This is a genomic window from Mycolicibacterium hippocampi (genome assembly GCF_010723735.1).
GTDB classification, from domain to species: domain Bacteria; phylum Actinomycetota; class Actinomycetes; order Mycobacteriales; family Mycobacteriaceae; genus Mycobacterium; species Mycobacterium hippocampi.
Genome location: NZ_BLLB01000001.1, coordinates 128,175 through 145,868, shown reverse-complemented (window position 1 = coordinate 145,868; position 17,694 = coordinate 128,175). Strand labels below are relative to the sequence as shown.

The following is a 17,694-nucleotide window of genomic DNA, read 5'->3' as shown; positions in this document are numbered from 1 at the left end:
GATCAGAACAACCCGGATCACGCCCCCGACGTTAGCGCGAGAGGCCCTGTGCTCTAGGCATGCACGTATTCCAGCCACAAGGCGCTTAGTGGACCTACAGACGTTCGCGACGTTCGACGGACTACGTGAGGGCTGCCGGACCGGGCCTGGTGGTGGATTCGCCGCCGTGAGGGCCACGGGGCGTAGCTGGCGTCTCGAGCCGCCCCACTACTTCCAAGTCGCACCCGAGGAGCGACTGAGCCTAGTTCCGCTCCCCTCCCCCATAGTGTCGCCACGGCTGTCCCGGCAATTCTTCGCTCTGGTAATTATCCATGAAATACTGGCGGGCATGGCCGACGCTTCCGAGCGGTGCGACGACGCTCGAGGGTTGCGTCCGGAATGGTTCGCCGCTTTCTTGGCCGACCGAGGTACGCGTAAGCCGTCGGTGCACACGATGAAGGCTTATCGTCAGGATTTCGACGCGATCGCGACTCTGATCACAGGTCGCGCCGATGAAGTGGCGCGGATGGCGTTGGGCGACATCACCACCGAGTCGATGCGTACCGCGTTCGCCCAGTACGCCCAGACCCATGAGGCCGCGTCCATTCAGCGCTGCTGGTCGAGCTGGAATGTGTTGTGCACCTTCCTGTACACAGCGGAGTTGATCGGGGCCAACCCGATGTTGCTGGTGGGGCGGCCCAAGCTCGCGAAGACTCTGCCCAAGGCGTTGCCGACGGACTCGGTGGTCGCGCTGTTGGCGGCACTGGAGGCAGATCCGCAGCCGCGGCGGCGCAGCGACTGGGTCGAACGCGACCGGGCCCTCATTGTGACCGCCCTGCTGGCGGGGTTGCGTGCCGATGAACTGTTGCGCGCCAATGTGGGGACCTTCGCCGCACTGACGCCGGCGCGGTGGTGCATGTCCGCGGAAAGGGCGGGAAGGATCGCCGGGTCCCGGTCGAATCGGTGTTGGTCGACATCCTCGAGCGTTATCTCACCAGCCGCACGCTGCGGTTCCCTGCCACGACCAAGCGCCGCTCCCCCGGCACGGGACTGGCCGCCTGGCCGGCCAACGCACCACTGTTCGTCGGTGCGTACGGTGAGCGGATCTCCCGCGGCACCTTGCAGTACCGGGTGCTGCGGGCGTTTCGCCGCGCCGGAATCGACGCCGGCCGTGCCCGCGGCGCTGCGCTGGTGCACGGGTTGCGCCATACCTTCGCCACCGAGCTCGCCAATTCAGAGGTCAGCGTCTATACGCTGATGACGCTGCTCGGCCACGAATCGATGGTGACCTCGCAGCGCTACGTCACCGCGGCAGGCGTCGAAACGCGCGCTGCCGCAGCTCAAAACAAGCTCTACGCCCTCGTGCAAGACGGACACTGACACGACTGATGGGTCACGACACCAGTGCGCCAACTCCTCGGCGTCGGACCGAGACGATCATGTGTCCCACCGACTTCGCGCCAACTAGGCCGGCAATGCGCCTGGCACACCACGGTTGGTCCGGTTCGCCCGGCCGTGGAGCCGCTGAGGAAGCCTGTGGGGACAGCCGGTGAGCAGGCGCTCTTGATGGCCGCGTCGTCGGTCACTGCGATCCTTCAGGGCGGGTGGGCGCCCGTGGAGAGTTGTGCTGTTGGCATCACCGGCGCGATTGTCGCTGGCATCGGCGACCGCCTGCTCAGGCGTGCGAGGTGAGCGCCACCGCAGCCGAATCTGCCACCTGGTGGGACGGTGTCCACGCCATGCCGCAGACCCCGATCCGCGATCTGGTGCCAGCTTTGACCGAGGTCGCTGACCAACCCGTCCCGTACGGCTGGCTGCCGGCCCGTGCCCGCACGGTGTTCGGCGAACAGCTCACGACCTGGTCGGACTTGGCCGATGAGACGATCTCGTCATTGCTCGATCGACCCAAGGCCGGGATCGGCACGGTGCGTGCTATCATACTGGCTGCCCGCGACGCTGCGATGTCTCGGTCGGCCCCGGCTGAGACCACGGCGGACGCGCCGAGCGCTATCGGCAGGCTGCTGGACCGCTTGAACCGCTACGACTACACGGTGTTGGCGGCGCGCGGCTGGGCGCTACGCCCCCTCTCGGTGAGCGCGACCGCCGAACAACTCGGGGTGGCCCCGGTCAACGTTCACCGTAACCAGCCCCGCGCGGATCGCCGGTTGCGCGATCTGCTCGCCGACCCCGCCCACGTCGCGGTTCTCGACCACGCCCAACGGCTGCGCCGCCGGCTTGGACCCCTGACCCGCGAGCACACCGCCGAGGGTGCCCTCAACGATCTCGGCCTCGATCTGGGCACCGCCGCCGGGCAGCTGCTGCTGCACGTCGCTGGCCCGTACACCTGTGTCCAGGGGTGGCTGGAAGGCGCACAGGCTGACGGGTTGGCCACGGTCACCGCGACGCTGGACGCGGCGTTCGAGCGCTGGGGCGCACCGACGGTCGACATTGTGCTTCGACAGTTCGAGCACATCGGCGTCCCGCGCGACACCGCCATCGACTTCATCGAAAGCCAGCCCGGGCTGCGCCGGGTCGACGGTCGATGGGTGCGCTGGGGTTGCAGCGTCGCCGCCCGGGCCGAAGCCGCTCTGCATCTGGCCGGCACCCCGCTCTCGGCGCCGGCCATCACCGCCGTCATCGGCGGCGACTACCTGCAACGCTATGTCCGCGACGTGTTGAACTCCGATCCGCGCTTCACCCGCGCCACGCGGCTGACGTGGGCGCTGTCCCGCTGGGGCGTCGAGCGCTACACCGGGGTGTTTTCTGAGATCGCCGCCCGCATCGACGACGCCGGCGGCGCCGTTGACATCAACGCCCTGGTCGAGGACATGGCGGCGGCGTTTCCTGATGTCGCTGAAACCTCGATACGCACCTACTTGACGACCCCTGGTTTCGTCACCAGCCGCAACATGGTCCGTCGTCGAACCCCCGCCGACGGGTGGCCGCCTGTTCCGCCACCGACGACGATCCGCGGCACGTTCCACAACGGCCGCAACGAGATCCGTGTCGCAGTGCCAGTGACCTTCGATCTGCTGCGTGGATCCGGACAGAACGTCGCGCCCGCGGTCGCCACCGCACTGGGCGTCCATCCTGGCCACCGGCGGGTCTTCACCGGCAAGCGCGCGACGGTCAGCCTGTTCTGGCCGTTGTCATCCACCAACGGCGCCAAACTCGCATCGCTGCGTGCGCTGGCCACAACCTTCAACGCCGCAGTCGGCGACACCATCGTGTTGGCCTTCAATGTGCGCGACAGCACGATCGCCGCGACCCTGCTAGCAGCTCAGGCCGCCCCCGCGCAACGACTGCGCGCGCTGCTCGGCAAGCCCGCGCGCACCCCGCTAGCCGACGTCGCGCGGGCGCTGCGCTGCCGGCCCGACGAGGTCGCCGGGCTCCTGGAATGCCGGGGGGACAACAGCCTTCGCGCCCTGCTCGAACGCAGTGCCGAGGCCATCCCTGCCGCCGCGCCCGGTGACCGACATAATCAGCCCCGCGAGGCCAGCGGGCAGTAGGGATCGTGATCGGCGGGCGCTGCACCTGAACACAGGTATGGCCCACACCGGTGTGCGCGGTGATCGGGTTTCTGTGGGAACTGTTCGCCCTACGCTGGCTTCGAGGTCCACCCGCGGTGAGGAATTCTGGCGAGGATGCGTGGCGCTGTCGTGCGCCGGGGCGGTGGGTGAAATTTGTGCACGAGCGTCGCTTGGGGCGGTCATAGGCTCGGTGTCGTGGCTTGTCTGTGGTGCGCTGTGACCGGTGGTGGTTCCGAAGCGTGTTCGTCTGGTTCGGGGGCGGGTTGAGGATGTCGGTGGGGACCACTGACGCCGCCGTTGTGCATCGCAGGGCGACCGCGTTCTTTCTGGGTTGGCTGATTCTGGCCGCGTCGATGTCTCTGGCAGGCAACGTCGGTCACGCGCTGCTGATCGCTCCTGTCGAGATGGGGTGGTTGGCTGCGGGGGCGGCGCTGGTACCTCCGATCGTGCTTCTCGCCGCGACTCATTCGGCGACGTGGCTGGTACGTGCCCGCTCGGCCGGGTGGGTGTACTGGACGTGTTTGGCACTCACGGCCGCGCTGGCTGTCGGGTCGTTCGCCTTGTCGTTCGATGCGTTGCGCTCATTTGCCGTGGTGCTGGGGATTCGTGAGTCGCTGTCGTGGATATGGCCGGCAGTCATTGATGTGGCGATCGCTCATGCCACGTTGTGCCTGCTGTCGATGGCGAGACCCGCTCGGGTGGAGAGCTTTTCGACGTCCCGAGCTGCTGCCGCTGTGGGGGCGCCGGAACTGTCGGTGCCGGTGGCGGTTTCAGCGGAGGCCTCCGGTGTTGTCCGGGACGGTGTCGATGACGCGCAATCCGCCAACCCTGTGTCGGCGCCAGGGCCGGGACCGGCGGTGAACGCGAGCTCATCTGCTGGGTCGTCTTACGCGGGTGGCTCCGCCGCAGCGACCCGGCGCGAGGCGCCCGCCGACTCAGGTGCTGTGAGAGAAGGGGTTGCACCGGCGGGTGGGTCGCATCCTGTGCACGAGAACCCTGAGCAGTGCCCGCAAAGGCTTGCCCAGCGCTCGCTCAGTGCGGTAGCGACCGTGGTGGGTTCCGGCGCGTCACCCGCGGGGTCGGTTGCCGATTCGCTGCCTGGTCAGGGCTTGTCCTCAGGAGGGGTGCAGCGGTGGCGGCCGGTCGCGGAATCGTTGGTGCATGAGGGTGTGACCGCCAAGGATGTGGAGTTGGTGGCCCGGATTCTTGCCGACGGTGCGGCGGGGACGGCGCCGAGCACGATCGGGCGCAGGCATGAAGTGCACCACACGACGGTGAGCCGAATCTTGGGCGCCGCTGCGCGACTCGGCGCGACGGGGTGAGGTCACCGCAGCGGGCGGGTCGGTCAGCTCGCCGGTTACCGGGTAGCGGGCCATCGTGGTCGAGCTGGTGCCTAGCAACCCGCCTGCTGACTGACGTCGGCGTGAGCACCGCTGCGGCGCTGGCCAGTTCGTCGCCCTCTCGCGGGCGGCGATCAAATGCCCGGTCGAACGGCGACATCGGCGCGGGCAGGCCTTCTCGGCGTCCTCGTGCCGGGTGCTGGGGTGTGGCGTCAGTGGAGGGCGGTCACTCCGGGGCCGCCCGGTCAACAGGAATTTCGGAGCTGGTGGGCGGTCACCGCCCAAGTTGCTGCGCTGGCCGTGCTGCCCGGCGGGGCGCTCCCCCGGGGGGTCGGGTCAGGAGGCGGTGCGATTGGCACCTAGGGAGCGATCGCGGAGCAGTTGCTGGACGCTGCAGTCGCGCAGGTTGGCTTCCGAGCGCAGCCGGTCGAGTTGGTCGGGGGTGAAACGGACGTACACACCGGCAGTGAGTTGGCGGGTCTCACTTTTCGGTCTGGTGTCGGTCTCACTTTTGGATCTGGCCACAGCCGTTCCTTTCCCGGACGCTAGCGGTCACACGCGTGGAGCGCTGCATTGCGTTGGCCCAAGTTTACGACATTGATGACCTTAATTAGCGACATGGCTTGCGGGTGTCGGCGCAGATGTTGCTGCAATGGGCCTATTTAGGAGCATAATGCTGTTGTCGGTGTCCGTGATCAAGGGGATTTACTGAAAGCGGGATGAACCAGCCCAAGCTGCCGCCACCGGGAGTGGAAACGGAACCACAAGGTGATGTGGTGCCGTTGAAGGAGGCTGCCTCCAGGCTGGGCAAGGATCCGCGGACGCTGATCAAAGCCATCACTGCAGGGCAGCTGCGTGGTGGGGCGATGCCACGTCCGGAGAGGCTGCGGTGGTATGTCTATGCCGACGAATTGCCCTCTCCCCCAGGTCCTCCTACCGCGAGCCGGCCGGTGTCGGATGGCGTCCTGCAGGATCTGCGGGCCCAGATCGTGTCGTTGACGGAGGCCAATAGGCTGTTGATCGCCGCGCAGCAGGACCTACTCGACGCCGGCCAGTCCGGCCAGGACGCCGCCGACAAGTACCGGGCTGTGGCGCAGCGCTATCTCGACGCGTTGGGCCAGTTCGTGACCCCGGGCCATCTCGGCGACCTCACCGATGTATAGACCCTAGTTTCCGAGGCCGCGCAGCAGCACCATCAGCCTGTCGACGCCGTCGGCGCCGAGATAGGTACGCAGCGCGTGGGCGAGTTGGTCGGGCTCGGTGTCGAAGTCGGCGAGCGCGGAGGCGATGACGCGGGACCGGCTGGGCGGACGCTGACGGTTTTCCGTCCCGCCGTCGTTGTTGCGGTCGAGGGTGGCTTGCCACCGCGCCACTTGTTCGGCCAGCGGTACCCGCGCGAGTTGTCGTGCGTCGCGGATGGCCAGTTCACCGCGCCGCAAGGCGGTTTGCAGTTCGGGTGCCAGCTTCAACAGTGCCCGCCGCTGCGAGACCCATGCTTCGGTTTTGTGCAGCCGGTTGGCGGCATCGACGGCACGGCCGCACTCGGCGATGAGCGCTTCGACTGCTCGGGCTTCCTCGATGACGTCGAAGTCTTGGCGGTCGACGTTCTCGGCGATGCACGCGGAGATCAGGGTGATGCGATCGCGTGCGACGCCGTCGTTGACGACGATGGCAAGATCACTGCGCCCGTATTTGTGGGCCGCGGCCAAGCGACGGCATCCGTTGATGACGACGTAGCGGGTGGTGATCGGATCGTCTGGATAGAGCTTGAGATAGGCGGCCTTGCTGACCACCAGGGCCGGCTGGAGCTGGATGTCGGTGATCGAGGCGAGGTCGGCGAGGTCGCCGACGTCGTCGCGGGGGTTGCGCGGGTTGGCGGTGAGGTCGGTCAGTGGCACGCTGCGGCCTGCCTCGTCGGGTTTTGGGTGGCTGGTGTCGACCGGCGACTTGTCCCCGACGGCGCCGGCGAGATCGGCGAGATTGGTGCGTTGCCCCCGGGCCATTAGCGCGCTCCCCCGACGTTGAGTTCCAGGGCGAATTTGTAGAAGTCTTCGCGGGCTTGTAGGGCCACTCGGTTGAGTGGGTATTCGGTGACGACCTGGCCTTCGGCGCTGGCTCGGGCGTGGAGCTTGTAGTGTCGAATCACGGTGTTGGCCAGCGGCCAGCCGTTGGCTTTGACGAAGTTCCTGGTCTGGTTGAGGTCGTAGGTGCCGTCGCGGGGGTCCCAGTTGTTGATGACCACGAGGTAGCGCAGCCCGCGTGGTTCGAGGACCTTGGTGATGGTTCGCGCGGTCGGGTCGAAGCTCAGAGGTTCTGTCTCGATCGGCACAATGACTTGGTCGGCCATGTCCAGCACTGCGCGCAGCACATCGGCGGCGGGCCCGCTGCCCAGCGGGTCGGCGCCGTCGCCGTTGGTGTTCAGGTCGATCCAGCCGGGAGTGTCGACGTAGACATGCTCGATTCCCGGCAGGTTCTTCAGTGCGGCCAGCCCCGCGAGGTCGTCGTGGGCTTGGGCGATGTGAAACGGCAGAGCGTTGATGCGCGACGCCCACCACACTGCCGATCCCTGGGGGTCGACCGACAGCGCGAGGACGGGTGAACTGGCCTCGGGGTCGTCGCCGCGGTTGAGGACATCGGCGGTGACGGCGGCGAGGTTGACCGCGATGGTGCTTTTACCGACGCCGCCCTTTTGATTGAGCACGACATGAATCGCCATGGAATGGCCTTCCGTATGCTTCCCCCGGCTGTGCGGAGTACTTCGGATCGGACCCGCCCACCTTACGGCCGCTGGGGTGGCGCCGCCGTCCCGACACGCGGCACCGTGGCGGCACTGACACCGAATCGGCTGGGCGACGGACTCGCAGATGCCCACTCCGGGTGGCTGGCGGTCGAGCCCGGCGTGGGGCCCCGGTCCGCGATGCGGCCGGATACGTGGAGTTAACCGCGGTTAAGCTCCCGGCTGTGCGCCCGGCGGCGTCTATCCGGGCGGATGGGTGGCGTGTCCCCGTCGGCATGTCACATCACGCGAACAGACTTAACCGCGGTTAAGTCGGCCGCGGGTGTGGCTCCGAGGGCGCCCCTCCCCCAACGCCGGGTTGCCGTTCTCGCGGTGCAGTGGCGGCGCGCTCAGCGTGTCAACGGTGGTGCTCGTTCGTCAGTGCTGATCAATCTGGGTGGCGCAGCATGGCCGCGTCGGACTTGATCGGTCGGGCGGCTCGGCCGATCCGAAGGGCGGTTCAGCCCCATCGGGCGGCACCGACCGATTTTCGTCACGTGATGGTTCACGACGCTGACGGCGAGCGTCGTTCGGCACTGCCTCGGGGATGATCGCCCACCATTCAAGCGTGCACCGCCGACCGGTACCGGGTGGCTACGGTGTCTCTGCTCGGCGGTGTCGCGCAGCGTCTGTCGGCGTGTCCCCTGGGTATGAAAGGCGCCGCGGGTATCTGTCAGTGAAATACTGACACCATGGCCGCCCGCCCCATGGTCCACCGCGTCGAGGTGGTGCGGGCGATCACCACGATCGCGAAGCGGCGAACGAAAGTCGACGATCGCCATCGTGATCGGTTGCCGGATTCCGAGGACTCCGATCCGCGTGAGGTGCTCGATTACCTGCGCAAATACAGCGCTCCGCCCATTCCGCTGTGGGTGCTACAGGCCGATGTATGTGACGCTCTGACGCTGAACAACTGGCTGTGGTGGGAAGACCGCCGCCGCGAACTGCACTTCCTCAAAGCTGGGCGTGAGCGCGGTCTGTTCCTGTCTCAGCTCGGAGCTCAGGTCGGCGTCGGCAAGCAGGGCGTGATCGACCGCATCGACCGGCTGGAAGCCCTGTTGCGTTATGACCGCCCTGACGAGAAGCTCTCCCGCGCGGCGCGCCAGGCAGCCCGGATGGCCCAGGAGCGTCGGCCGGCTCAGATCCGGTGGATCGAGGAGCATCGCTGCACGCTGATGGGGCTGGCCGCGGCGATCGTGGCGCAGGCCGAGCACTACCAGCTGCCCGACGAGGACCGGGAATGGATCGATGAGCTGGCTGTCGACGCTGGCGACGCGGCGTGGACGCCGGCGACGATGGCGGTGCTGAGCCTGGCCGCGGCTGAATGGCGCACCGCACCCGCCATCGTTGGTCTCGACAGCCGTCGACCGCACGATGTGCACGTGCTACTCCAGAGGATCGACGAGCTTCGGAGCCGCTTCGCCGCGCTGGGCAACGGCAGCTAGCCCGGACGTTTCCCCGATTTGGCGGTCCCAGCTCCTGGATTCGGCACGTCGCTGCCAGCGTGCCGGGATCCTCCGGTCTGCTCGGGTAGCGCGCGCCGGTTCCGACGTCGCTCCCCCACCTTCGCTGACCGAACCCATCGTCAGCGAGCCCGCGACCGGCCACCCCGCGCCGGCGGCCGCGGGCTCGCCGCGTCTTCGGCGGTCAAGCTGCAGAGCGGTGCGCTGACGCTCGACGCCTCCTCTCGCTGAACCCCGCCGGCTCATGCCTGAACTTGGGTCCAGGTCCGTGCGTCACAGCCGCCGTAGTGTCGGGGTCCTTAAGGTTGCCGCCGCGGTATCCACCACGGCGGCTTGTCGGTCTTTGACCACGTGAACGAACCCCCACCCGTGGCCGTGCACCCCGGTGGCCCCACAGCGGACCCGGACAACGGTGACCGGATTCGCGTCGATGGCTGCGGCGACGGCTCGCCATTCGTCACTCCCCCGTCGGAAAAAAATACGCAGTGACCTGCGATCTCCGGACAACTGACGGATGACCGCACGGCTGGCGGCACGTGCATCTGCCGGCAGTTACTCGGTCGACCTACGGATGACGGACGGGCAGTTACCGCCTGATCGAACGGGCCTGCACCCTGGTGATCGCCGTCCAGACCACGGGTCTTCCCCTGGGACAACAACCGGCTCTCGAACGCACCATCACACGTGGAACGATCCGTCAGTGGGCACCTCCGTGTGCCCGGATGATCTCCCGGGCTCGCATTCGGCTGATTCCTCGCCGGACCGAACGCAGCGCTGCTCGCACGTGAAGTCGATCCGTGCCACGTCCCGGTGTGTGCACCGGCATTGGGGCAGACGAGCGGCGGGACTGCCGGAGGTGGCCACGGCCGTGCTGCCGGGCGGTCACCGACACAGGCGCACGTACGTACGCACAGCGTCACATTCGTCCCAACAGTCACGCAGGTAACAGTTCGGACTCTTTGGCGTGTGGCGCGTCGGGGGACTGCGCGCACACCCTTACGTTGCACGTATGACGATGAGTGGGGTGGCCCGGGCGATCCTGGTGGCCAATCAAAAGGGTGGGGTGGGAAAGTCGACGACTGTCGCCGCGGTCGCCGAGATGATCGCTGCCGCAGGCAAGCGGGGCCGCCGGGTGCTGGTGGTCGACGGCGACCCGCAAGCCAATGTCACGGTCGAAGACCTCGGCATCGAGGGCGACCGCGGCCAGTCGCTGGCTCAGACGCTGCAGTTCGGTTCTGCGTTGGTGCCGGTGCGCAACGTTCGTCCGAATCTGGACGTGATCGCCGGCGGCCCCCAGTTGGCAGTGGTGGGCGCGGGCGCGCATCTGATGGCCGAGAACGGCATCGACATGGCCGTCAATCTCGAATCGGCGTTGACCGCCCTGTGTGAGGCGCAGGGATACGACCTGGTGCTGATTGATTCGGGACCGGGCGACGTTCCGCTTCTCGACACCTATCTTGCGGTGGCCAACTATCTGCTCATTCCCACCCGTGACGATCAGGCCAGCCTTGGCGGTGTCGAACGGCTGGCGCGGCGATTCGGGCGGGCGCGCAAACTAGGGGCATCCATCCAGCTGCTGGGCGTGTTGCTCTTCGACGTGAACACTCGCGCTGTCAAACGTAACGAGGAAGTGTTCGCCCAGGTCAGCGAGATGCTTGAGGGGAGCGGCACGACACCGTTTGACATCACGATCCGCTCGGCGCCGGCCGCGGCGGTCGACATGCGCACGCTGCACAGAACGGCCGGCGAGCTGGTGGCGCTGGCCAACGACGACCGCAGGGTGCGGCTGGCGAGTTTGCGGGACAAGCAGAGTCCGACGCGGGCGATGTGGACCAGTGACCCTAGCGGTCTGGCTGCCGATTACCAGGAGCTGGTCCGCCAGATCGTGGCCCGGCTTCGCCGCTACGAGTCCTCGCCGGTAGGGGAGCGAGTCGGATGAGTTCGTCGCGGCAGAAGGCCAAGCCGGTGTTTGACCCCCACGCTCTCGATCAGGATCTCGAGGAACTGTGGCCGCTGCCGCAGTCGCGCACGCCACCACCGGTCGCGGGAACCGACGCGGTGACCGAACCAGCGGCGCCCCCGCCAGCGCATTCGGCGCCGCCGATTGAGCATGCCCCCGCGCGGTCGGCGACCGCGCCGACCGCGTCGCCGATGCCGTCTACCAGCGGTGGACAGGTTGATCGTCGGCGACGCCTGGCGTCGGTGAGCGCCTCGTCGAGCCCGGCCCGGAAACGGTTCCGTCCACCTGAGGTACTGTTGTCGGCCGAGGTCTATGACGAGCTGTACCGGGTGCAGATCGCCGAGAAGAAGGTGCGTCGCGGATTGGCCAGGACCATGGGTGCCATCGTGCTTGACGCGATCGAGGCGCACGCGACCCGGTTGGCGACCACCTGGGCCGACCAGCGGTTCGCCGTGGGGGAGGGGCAGCTCTTTGAGCGCCCGTCGTCCAATGCGGTGCCGCGCCGCCGGCGGCATGCGACGGCCCCGCGCACCGTGGTGCTCTCCGGTGTCAGTGCCGCCAACGGCAAGCGGCTCGACGATTTGGTGCAGGCGTGGAATGCGGGAACGCGAAGCGCGCTTGTCGAGCAGGCGCTGCGCTACGAGTTCGCCGTGCTGCCAGAACATTGACGTGGGCACCCTGTCGTGGCCACTTAACCGCGGTTAAGTGGCCACCGCATGCGGTTCCCGATCCGGGCGCGCGGTGTCGTGGAGTGCGCCGTCAGCGCTGAGCACCATCCGATATCTCTGGCGCCAGAAAAAGGGCGTCGCCTCGGTGTCCGCGGGGTTGTCGACCCGATAGCCGAGCCGCCGGGCGATGTGGGGGTCCAGGTCCTGCAGCGTGTCGGCGCAGCGGGCGCACACCGCGAACAACGCGCAGGTCTTCTGTTCTTCGTCGCGATCCGGAATTCGCGAAGAAACAGTGCTGGCAGCCAATCGGCACCCTGTGGACATGATCTCGCAATGCCCGCTGGCACGCGCCCATACCAGCGCAGCGGGCGCTATCGGATCACTCGGCGCGCCGGGCACTCCGCGCGGAATCCCCACATTCCGTTGCCGGGCAGGCGCTGCCGGCGCAGGTCGGGCGGCGGCGTTAGGCGGGTGGGGGAGTGCGGTGTCAGCGGCGACCGCATCGAAAAAATGCTTGACTGCATCGAATCTGCCCGGGATCCAGATCCCGGCCCACATCCCCCAGCGGGGTTGATATTTCAGTGCACGCTGTGCGCACCACCGCCGGTGCGGGCAGGCGAGGCACTCGGCAAGTGCTGCGGTGCGGGCACCGGAGTCGAACCACCGGTCGGGATCGGTGTGGCAGGCCAGTGGCACCTCGACGCCGGGCGCCGCTAGCGTGCGTGCCGCTGCGCTCACGGCCGACCACCTCCGCGCTGGCGGCGCCGACGGGCGATCTCGTCGAGCACCTCTCGCGCGGCGCGCCGCCCAGGACCCTCGAGCGCCGCACGCCCGGCATCGCGTGCGCGCCGATTGACGTCACGTTCGGCAAGCTGCTCGGCGACGCGTTGGCGGGCGGCGGCCAGCTCGGCCTGTTCACGTGCTTCGTCAAGGGCCGCAGGCCGTTCGGCGGGATTGCCGTGGGCGGCCAGAATGGCCCCTAGCAGACCGACGGGTCTGTGTGGGCTCTCCGGCACCCAGTGACCGGTACCGACCCAGTCGGTGATCAGTTGATTGATGTCACGAGGTGTCCATCCGTGCTGAGCAACCTGCCCCAACACCCTGGCCCAGGGCGTGGCGGTGCGGTAGCGACGTGCCCAGGGCGGGCTTTGCTGGTCGTGCATCCAACGGTTTGCCAGGACGAGGGCTCTTTGGTCCGGGTCTGCGCGGCGCGGAGCGCCGCTGCGACCGGCGTATCGCCGGGTTGGGGTAGTAACAACTGACTTAGGTGAGGTTTTAAGTACTAAGTGAGACCCTTCGGGATGGGGTGACAGTGACTGAATCCGACTGTCGTGCAGTGCCCATACCGATGCCCAGCCGCGGCCGCGGTCTCCGACACGCCAACTCGCGAAGCGCTCGTCGCGGGTGCGTTGGCGTCCGCGCATCACCTCGGTGGCGACGCCTAACAGTCGCAGGGCCGTCGAGGCCCGCTGCACCGTGCGCACCGACAGCTTCGTCATTGTGGCCAGCGTTTCGTTGGTGGGCCGGCAGTCGCGGCCGGTCCGGTGATCGGCGAACGAGGCACGCGCCGCGGCCACCGCGACCACAGATTTGAGGCTGACCGGGTTGCCCGGCATTGCCGGGCGCACATGGGTGTCGTATCGCTGGTGGTAGGCGGTAGGGACGGTGGTCTCTATCCAGCGGGCCGCTCGCCCGCTCCAGCAGGGGATCGCGCCCCAGCTGACCTCGACGTCCAGGGCGATGCGGGGCAGGCGATCAAAGCAGTGCCCGCCCGCGCGGCGTATCCACACCGGGGCGGTGTGGGCGGTGCCGCGTCGACGGGCCCGCGGGCTGGACCCGTGGTAGGGGCGGGTCAGGACGGTGGCGGTATCACGGTGCGCCGCCTGTAGACCGTGAGGCAGGCGTGCGCTACCGTGGAATGCGTCTTTCATGACGATTCCCTTCAGCAAGGGGGAGAAGCGAGAAAGCAAGCGGGTTCGAGGTGCAACTCGACCCCGACGACCCTCGGCCCTACGGGCCGGGGGTTTCGCCGTTGGTGCTGCTTCTGAGATGGCTATGTAGTTGTGTCGCTTGCGTTTACGGCAAGCGGTGGTCGGGAGCGCTATCTCCTCTCGGTCCTCGTCACCTACCCGGTTCGCGGCCTATGGCGTCCTCCGCGGCTATCGGCCCGGCGTGTGTGAAGCGACGGATATCCGTCACCTCGGTCGTCGTCGCATAGCCTGGGCCTGCGCGACCTAGGGCGTCCGCGATGGCTACCGGATACTGCTACGCGAGGCGACGGATATCCGTCGCCGGGTTTGAGCATGCCCCATGACGCAGTTCTGCCGGGGATGACACGCCGCACCATCTTTCACAGGAGCCACCGCGGTTCGCGACCAGCATCTGTGGCCCTGTCGAGAAAGTGGGGTGGCACGTCGGGAGCCTATGGCGTCGATGGACGCGGTATCACACTTGTGATCCCGTGTTGACGAGGTCACCGCACATCTCGCGTGCGAGATGGACGTGCCACCCGGCTCACGTCGATGCAGGCACGCAGCGGTCGGTCCACTCCCTGCACGCGTGACTTCAGGTCGTTCAGCTTGCTCTTGTTCCTGCGGAGGCCGACAGTGACAGTCCGTTGTCGGCCTACTCTGTCAATCATCGGCCTCGGCGCCGACGTGGAGGCCACCATGGGCCGCTAGTGATCGCAGTTGGCGAAGAGCGAACTTTCGGCCGCGGCCTTCTTTGGGGATGTGCACCCCTGACCACATGCCTTCGGCGCCGGGGGTGTCGAGGGCATCCTTGGCGCACTGCCAGCGCCGCGGGCAACCACGGCACAGTGCCTTCAGCTCCGGATCTTGACCGCCGGCGGCCCACCGATCCGGATCGGAAATGCATGGCTGGGTGCTGTTGCGCACCACTGGTCGTTCGAGTGTCACTGTCACCGTCGCTCCTCCCAATGCGTCATCGAATGACCGCAACTTTAGCACCAAACTTTTGCGCTGCAATACTTAGCGATAAATTCCAGCGCTGAAGTTTTGCGCCGTGGTCTGTCAATCGCAGCCGGTCAGCGTTAGCGCGTTCTTCACTGGCATCGGGCCAGGATGTGCCTCGTGTTGTTCCGAAACCGTGATAACCGCTGGATACACTGGCGCGGTGGAGGACGGCGGTGTAGACGACGGGATTGCCCGTGCGGGCGCCGCTGTCGCAGCTCGCCGACGTGAATTAGGGATTTCCCAGCGTGAGCTGGCACGCCAGAAAGTCATCACAGCCCCGGCGCTGATCCACTTTGAGAAAGGCCGGTCCTGGCCCAGGGAGCGCACCAGACACACCCTGGAGGAACTTTTGCAGTGGCCGGCGGGAACCATAGCGCGCATCCGAGCCGGAGGCACGGCTGATGAAGTGGCCGCCCCGCCGCCGGATGGGTCCGAGAACGCTGCGCTGGTGGTGGATGCGCTCAAGTTGGCCTTGGCCCGCTTCGCCACTGCGATCGACGATCTGCCCCCGGCTTCGTCACCGGACTTCGCCAACCGCGCGTCGACGATCCTGGCCGACCTGCGCAAGTTAGAGGCACTTGCCGCGCGGGCGATGCGCCACAGCCAGGGCTCGCCGGCTGAGGTGGTCAAGTCGCTGGGGCTGATTCGCGGCCGCTATGACGACCTCATGCTCAAGACCGCAGCCCATCCGGACGCCTCGTCGGGCCAGCGGCTCTACGCGGCACGACGCCGAGCGAACTTGAGCGCCGGTGAGGCGGCCGCGGTGGGCGGGCTCTCAGCAGAACTGGTGGAAACTGCCGAAGCGGGCAAGCCGCTGGATCCCCCAAGCGCGGCACGGGTGGAAGCGTTGATCGCCGAACTCGTCGGCCCGTGACGCCACCCAGTCAAAATTCGTGCAGGCGGGTTTCGGCGCGGCCATGAAAATGGCTGCATGAGAACACCTTCGGTGACTGTGTCGACGATGGTCGCAGCTGTGGCGCTGCCGCCTGCCTCGGCGTGCGCTGCTCCGGTTGACGCCGCACCAGCTACGGCGACGGTGCCGCGGGTCATCGACGGTGACACCGTGGACGTCATCAACGATGTGCGAGGCCGACTGCGAATGCGTGTTTTGGCATCGACACCCCGGAGACGAAGCGCCCGGGTTACACCGAGGCGTGCCGGGGTGGCCAGGCCACCGCGTTCGCCACGACGACCCTGCTTAACCAACGGGTCGCAGTGATCGTTGATGCCAGCCAGAATGCGCACGATCGCTACGGCCGCACACAGGTACATCCAGACTGCAATGGGAAATCTCTCGGTGTTGGCCGCGGCCGCGGGTGCCGGGCGCAGCCACATCTTCGACTCATCCCACCCGCCGCAGCGAGCACGCGAGGTCGCCGCCGCGGAGGACTCAGCCCGCGGGGCCGGTCGCGGCTTGTGGGGTCCACCCTGCTTCGGGAACACCGACGCCCAGCCGCGCTAGCGAGAGCGCAGGCCACCCGCTTCCGGATTTTGTGTCTGGGGGGTGGGTCTGGGTCGCTGATACTGGTTTCGTGTCGGTTGGCGCGGTGGTGGCTCAGGTCGGTGAGGTGCTGGGCCGCGCGTATTCGCTGTTCGGTGATCCACCGGCCTCCGGGCAAGGACCCGCCGCGGGCTCGGTGATGAAGCTTTCCGGCGCCAGGGAACTGGTGCGCTCGGGGCAGGCGCAGATGGCGCCGTTGTCAGGGCAGCTGGCCACCAACTATTCCACCTTCGCCGGCGGCGCGGGCCCGGCGCTGGACACCCTGGCCGGCAACGACCGGGCACTGAGCACCCAGCTCGACGAAGCCGCCCGCACCGACCGCACCGGCCGCACCAGCTCCGGCACCGTCGTCAACGGCGCCGCCGCCGACACCAACGGACTGGCCCCGTTCACCAACACCCCCGCCGGCCAGAAAGCACTCCTGGTCGCCCTGCGCCAGCGCGTCGCCCAACAACAACAAGTCGTGCAGGCCTACAAAACCCGCGACGCGCAGATGGCGGCGATGCTGCGGTCTATAGCCTACGGCGGTGGCGGCGCTGTAGGCGGGGGCTCACCATTTGGCGCCAGCGGAGCCGGGATCGGTAGGCCGATGGGCTCCTCGCGAGGCGGTGGCTTTCCGAGCTTCAACCTCCCGCAGCTGGCCAGGGCCGCCAATCTGACCGGGCAGATTCACTCGGGGCGGCGCCCGCTCGCCGACCGCCAAGCCGGGACGCGGCTGCGCCGCAGCGACATTGCCTCGTCGCCAGTTGCGGGCGGGATTGACGCCGCGATTAGCAGAGCGCTCGACATAAAAGGCATTACCGACCCGCGGGCTCGCCGCAATTGGGCCACCGGCATGAAAGTCGTGACAACCCGGGAATCCGGAAACGACATCAACGCCGTAAACAACTGGGATTCCAACGCTGCCAAGGGAACTCCGTCCCAGGGCGCCTTCCAGTTTATCGAGCCAACCTTTCGCGCCTACCACGAGCCGGGTACCTCACCGTTTCTGCGTGACCCAGTGGCTCAGGGCGCAGCGTTCGTCAACTACGCAATGGGTCGGTACAACGTCTCGGCCGACGGGTCGGATCTCGCGCAGAAGATTCAGCAGGCCGACCCAACAAGGCCGCCGAGAGGATACTGAACCATCCCGCGGTTGACGCGCGCTGTAGATTGCCAAACTCCGTGTCGGATTGCCATATGAAATGTCGAACGATGTCGAATCCGACATCATGGATGGCAAAAAGTCTGATCATTGCTCGGTAGAGCCGAGGCCAGTCCGGCGCGGACGACCTCGTACGCATGGTTAGAGACGCCGCCAAAGCGATCCCGGGGCGGTGTCGGCGGGTGTGGCGTTTGTCAACAGTCTGTGTTGCTTGGTGGTCGTTCTTCCGCGGGTGCGTAGCGGTGGCCGCGCCGTAGCGCCGTCTCTCGACTGGGTATCGGCAGCTGGTGGTGCGTTTTGACTTCGCGTCGCCGCCGGCAGCGGGCGGCCGTAGGGCGGTGGTGGTCAGAGACCGTTT

The 17,694-nt window shown here is 67.3% G+C and carries 15 protein-coding genes and 1 pseudogene; 9 read left to right on the top strand and 7 right to left on the bottom strand.

Annotated elements, in window-relative coordinates; genetic code table 11:
- Positions 1-447: 447 nt before the first annotated feature.
- A complete protein-coding gene (locus G6N53_RS30565) occupies positions 448-585 on the bottom strand; it encodes a hypothetical protein (protein WP_371870779.1) in 138 nt (45 codons plus the stop codon).
- Here G6N53_RS30565 and G6N53_RS00635 point away from each other — a divergent pair.
- The 3 genes and pseudogenes from G6N53_RS00635 to G6N53_RS00625 all read left to right on the top strand — a co-directional run bounded on the left by G6N53_RS00635 (position 521) and on the right by G6N53_RS00625 (position 4,831).
- Positions 521-1,359, top strand: a pseudogene (locus G6N53_RS00635) (tyrosine-type recombinase/integrase). The gene G6N53_RS30565 and the pseudogene G6N53_RS00635 sit on opposite strands and share 65 nt — an antisense overlap.
- Positions 1,360-1,667: 308 nt before the next feature.
- Positions 1,668-3,488, top strand: coding sequence for a hypothetical protein (locus G6N53_RS00630; protein WP_237166287.1), 1,821 nt, complete (start codon positions 1,668-1,670; stop codon positions 3,486-3,488).
- A 290-nt stretch (positions 3,489-3,778) separates the two neighbouring features.
- Positions 3,779-4,831: a DUF2637 domain-containing protein gene (locus tag G6N53_RS00625; protein ID WP_011767785.1), complete on the top strand. Its 1,053-nt coding sequence runs from the start codon at positions 3,779-3,781 to the stop codon at positions 4,829-4,831.
- Between the two features lie 354 nt (positions 4,832-5,185).
- Here the strand turns inward: G6N53_RS00625 and G6N53_RS00620 are convergent, their stop codons facing one another.
- Complete coding sequence (locus G6N53_RS00620; RefSeq protein ID WP_153266298.1) at positions 5,186-5,374, bottom strand: hypothetical protein; 189 nt, start codon at positions 5,372-5,374, stop codon at positions 5,186-5,188.
- 194 nt (positions 5,375-5,568) lie between these two features.
- Between G6N53_RS00620 and G6N53_RS00615 the strand changes: the two genes are divergently transcribed.
- Positions 5,569-6,012, top strand: a complete 444-nt coding sequence (locus G6N53_RS00615) for a hypothetical protein (RefSeq protein ID WP_041321969.1) — start codon at positions 5,569-5,571, stop codon at positions 6,010-6,012.
- Positions 6,013-6,015: 3 nt separating this feature from the next.
- Here the strand turns inward: G6N53_RS00615 and G6N53_RS00610 are convergent, their stop codons facing one another.
- Positions 6,016-6,852, bottom strand: a complete 837-nt coding sequence (locus G6N53_RS00610; protein WP_163886444.1) for a ParB/RepB/Spo0J family partition protein — start codon at positions 6,850-6,852, stop codon at positions 6,016-6,018.
- Positions 6,852-7,565 (bottom strand): nucleotide-binding protein, encoded by a 714-nt coding sequence (locus tag G6N53_RS00605; protein ID WP_011767788.1) that lies wholly within the window; start codon positions 7,563-7,565, stop codon positions 6,852-6,854. Before G6N53_RS00605 ends, G6N53_RS00610 begins: the two co-directional genes overlap by 1 nt.
- A gap of 752 nt (positions 7,566-8,317) precedes the next feature.
- Here G6N53_RS00605 and G6N53_RS00600 point away from each other — a divergent pair.
- From G6N53_RS00600 to G6N53_RS00590, 3 genes are all read left to right on the top strand, one after another.
- Positions 8,318-9,070: a hypothetical protein gene (locus G6N53_RS00600; RefSeq protein ID WP_163681035.1), complete on the top strand. Its 753-nt coding sequence runs from the start codon at positions 8,318-8,320 to the stop codon at positions 9,068-9,070.
- A gap of 1,027 nt (positions 9,071-10,097) precedes the next feature.
- Positions 10,098-11,027, top strand: a complete 930-nt coding sequence (locus tag G6N53_RS00595) for a ParA family protein (RefSeq protein ID WP_115329205.1) — start codon at positions 10,098-10,100, stop codon at positions 11,025-11,027.
- The gene (locus tag G6N53_RS00590) at positions 11,024-11,716 is read left to right on the top strand and encodes a hypothetical protein (RefSeq protein ID WP_163681037.1); all 693 of its coding nucleotides are present in this window, start codon (positions 11,024-11,026) and stop codon (positions 11,714-11,716) included. The genes G6N53_RS00595 and G6N53_RS00590 overlap by 4 nt, the downstream gene beginning before the upstream one ends.
- A gap of 33 nt (positions 11,717-11,749) precedes the next feature.
- Here G6N53_RS00590 and G6N53_RS00585 read toward each other — a convergent pair whose 3' ends face one another.
- The 3 genes from G6N53_RS00585 to G6N53_RS00575 all read right to left on the bottom strand — a co-directional run bounded on the left by G6N53_RS00585 (position 11,750) and on the right by G6N53_RS00575 (position 14,640).
- Positions 11,750-12,454, bottom strand: coding sequence for a WhiB family transcriptional regulator (locus G6N53_RS00585; protein WP_163681042.1), 705 nt, complete (start codon positions 12,452-12,454; stop codon positions 11,750-11,752).
- Positions 12,451-13,647 (bottom strand): helix-turn-helix domain-containing protein, encoded by a 1,197-nt coding sequence (locus G6N53_RS00580; protein WP_163681045.1) that lies wholly within the window; start codon positions 13,645-13,647, stop codon positions 12,451-12,453. Before G6N53_RS00580 ends, G6N53_RS00585 begins: the two co-directional genes overlap by 4 nt.
- Positions 13,648-14,349: 702 nt before the next feature.
- Positions 14,350-14,640, bottom strand: coding sequence for a WhiB family transcriptional regulator (locus tag G6N53_RS00575; protein WP_083775475.1), 291 nt, complete (start codon positions 14,638-14,640; stop codon positions 14,350-14,352).
- Positions 14,641-14,851: 211 nt separating this feature from the next.
- Between G6N53_RS00575 and G6N53_RS00570 the strand changes: the two genes are divergently transcribed.
- Entirely contained in the window at positions 14,852-15,565 is a 714-nt protein-coding gene (locus G6N53_RS00570) for a transcriptional regulator (RefSeq protein WP_170311246.1), read from the top strand.
- A gap of 619 nt (positions 15,566-16,184) precedes the next feature.
- Positions 16,185-17,315, top strand: a complete 1,131-nt coding sequence (locus G6N53_RS00560) for a lysozyme family protein (protein WP_163681051.1) — start codon at positions 16,185-16,187, stop codon at positions 17,313-17,315.
- Positions 17,316-17,694: the final 379 nt, after the last annotated feature.

Excerpts from the sequence above, each read along its gene's own strand:
- G6N53_RS00580 (WP_163681045.1), bottom strand. The coding sequence starts at position 13,647 with ATGAAAGACGCATTCCACGGTAGCGCACGCCTGCCTCACGGTCTACAG.
- G6N53_RS00605 (WP_011767788.1), bottom strand. The coding sequence starts at position 7,565 with ATGGCGATTCATGTCGTGCTCAATCAAAAGGGCGGCGTCGGTAAAAGC.
- G6N53_RS00625 (WP_011767785.1), top strand. The coding sequence starts at position 3,779 with ATGTCGGTGGGGACCACTGACGCCGCCGTTGTGCATCGCAGGGCGACC.
- G6N53_RS30565 (WP_371870779.1), bottom strand. The coding sequence starts at position 585 with ATGGACGCGGCCTCATGGGTCTGGGCGTACTGGGCGAACGCGGTACGC.
- G6N53_RS00595 (WP_115329205.1), top strand. The coding sequence starts at position 10,098 with ATGACGATGAGTGGGGTGGCCCGGGCGATCCTGGTGGCCAATCAAAAG.
- G6N53_RS00600 (WP_163681035.1), top strand. The coding sequence starts at position 8,318 with ATGGCCGCCCGCCCCATGGTCCACCGCGTCGAGGTGGTGCGGGCGATC.
- G6N53_RS00615 (WP_041321969.1), top strand. The coding sequence starts at position 5,569 with ATGAACCAGCCCAAGCTGCCGCCACCGGGAGTGGAAACGGAACCACAA.
- G6N53_RS00610 (WP_163886444.1), bottom strand. The coding sequence starts at position 6,852 with ATGGCCCGGGGGCAACGCACCAATCTCGCCGATCTCGCCGGCGCCGTC.
- G6N53_RS00590 (WP_163681037.1), top strand. The coding sequence starts at position 11,024 with ATGAGTTCGTCGCGGCAGAAGGCCAAGCCGGTGTTTGACCCCCACGCT.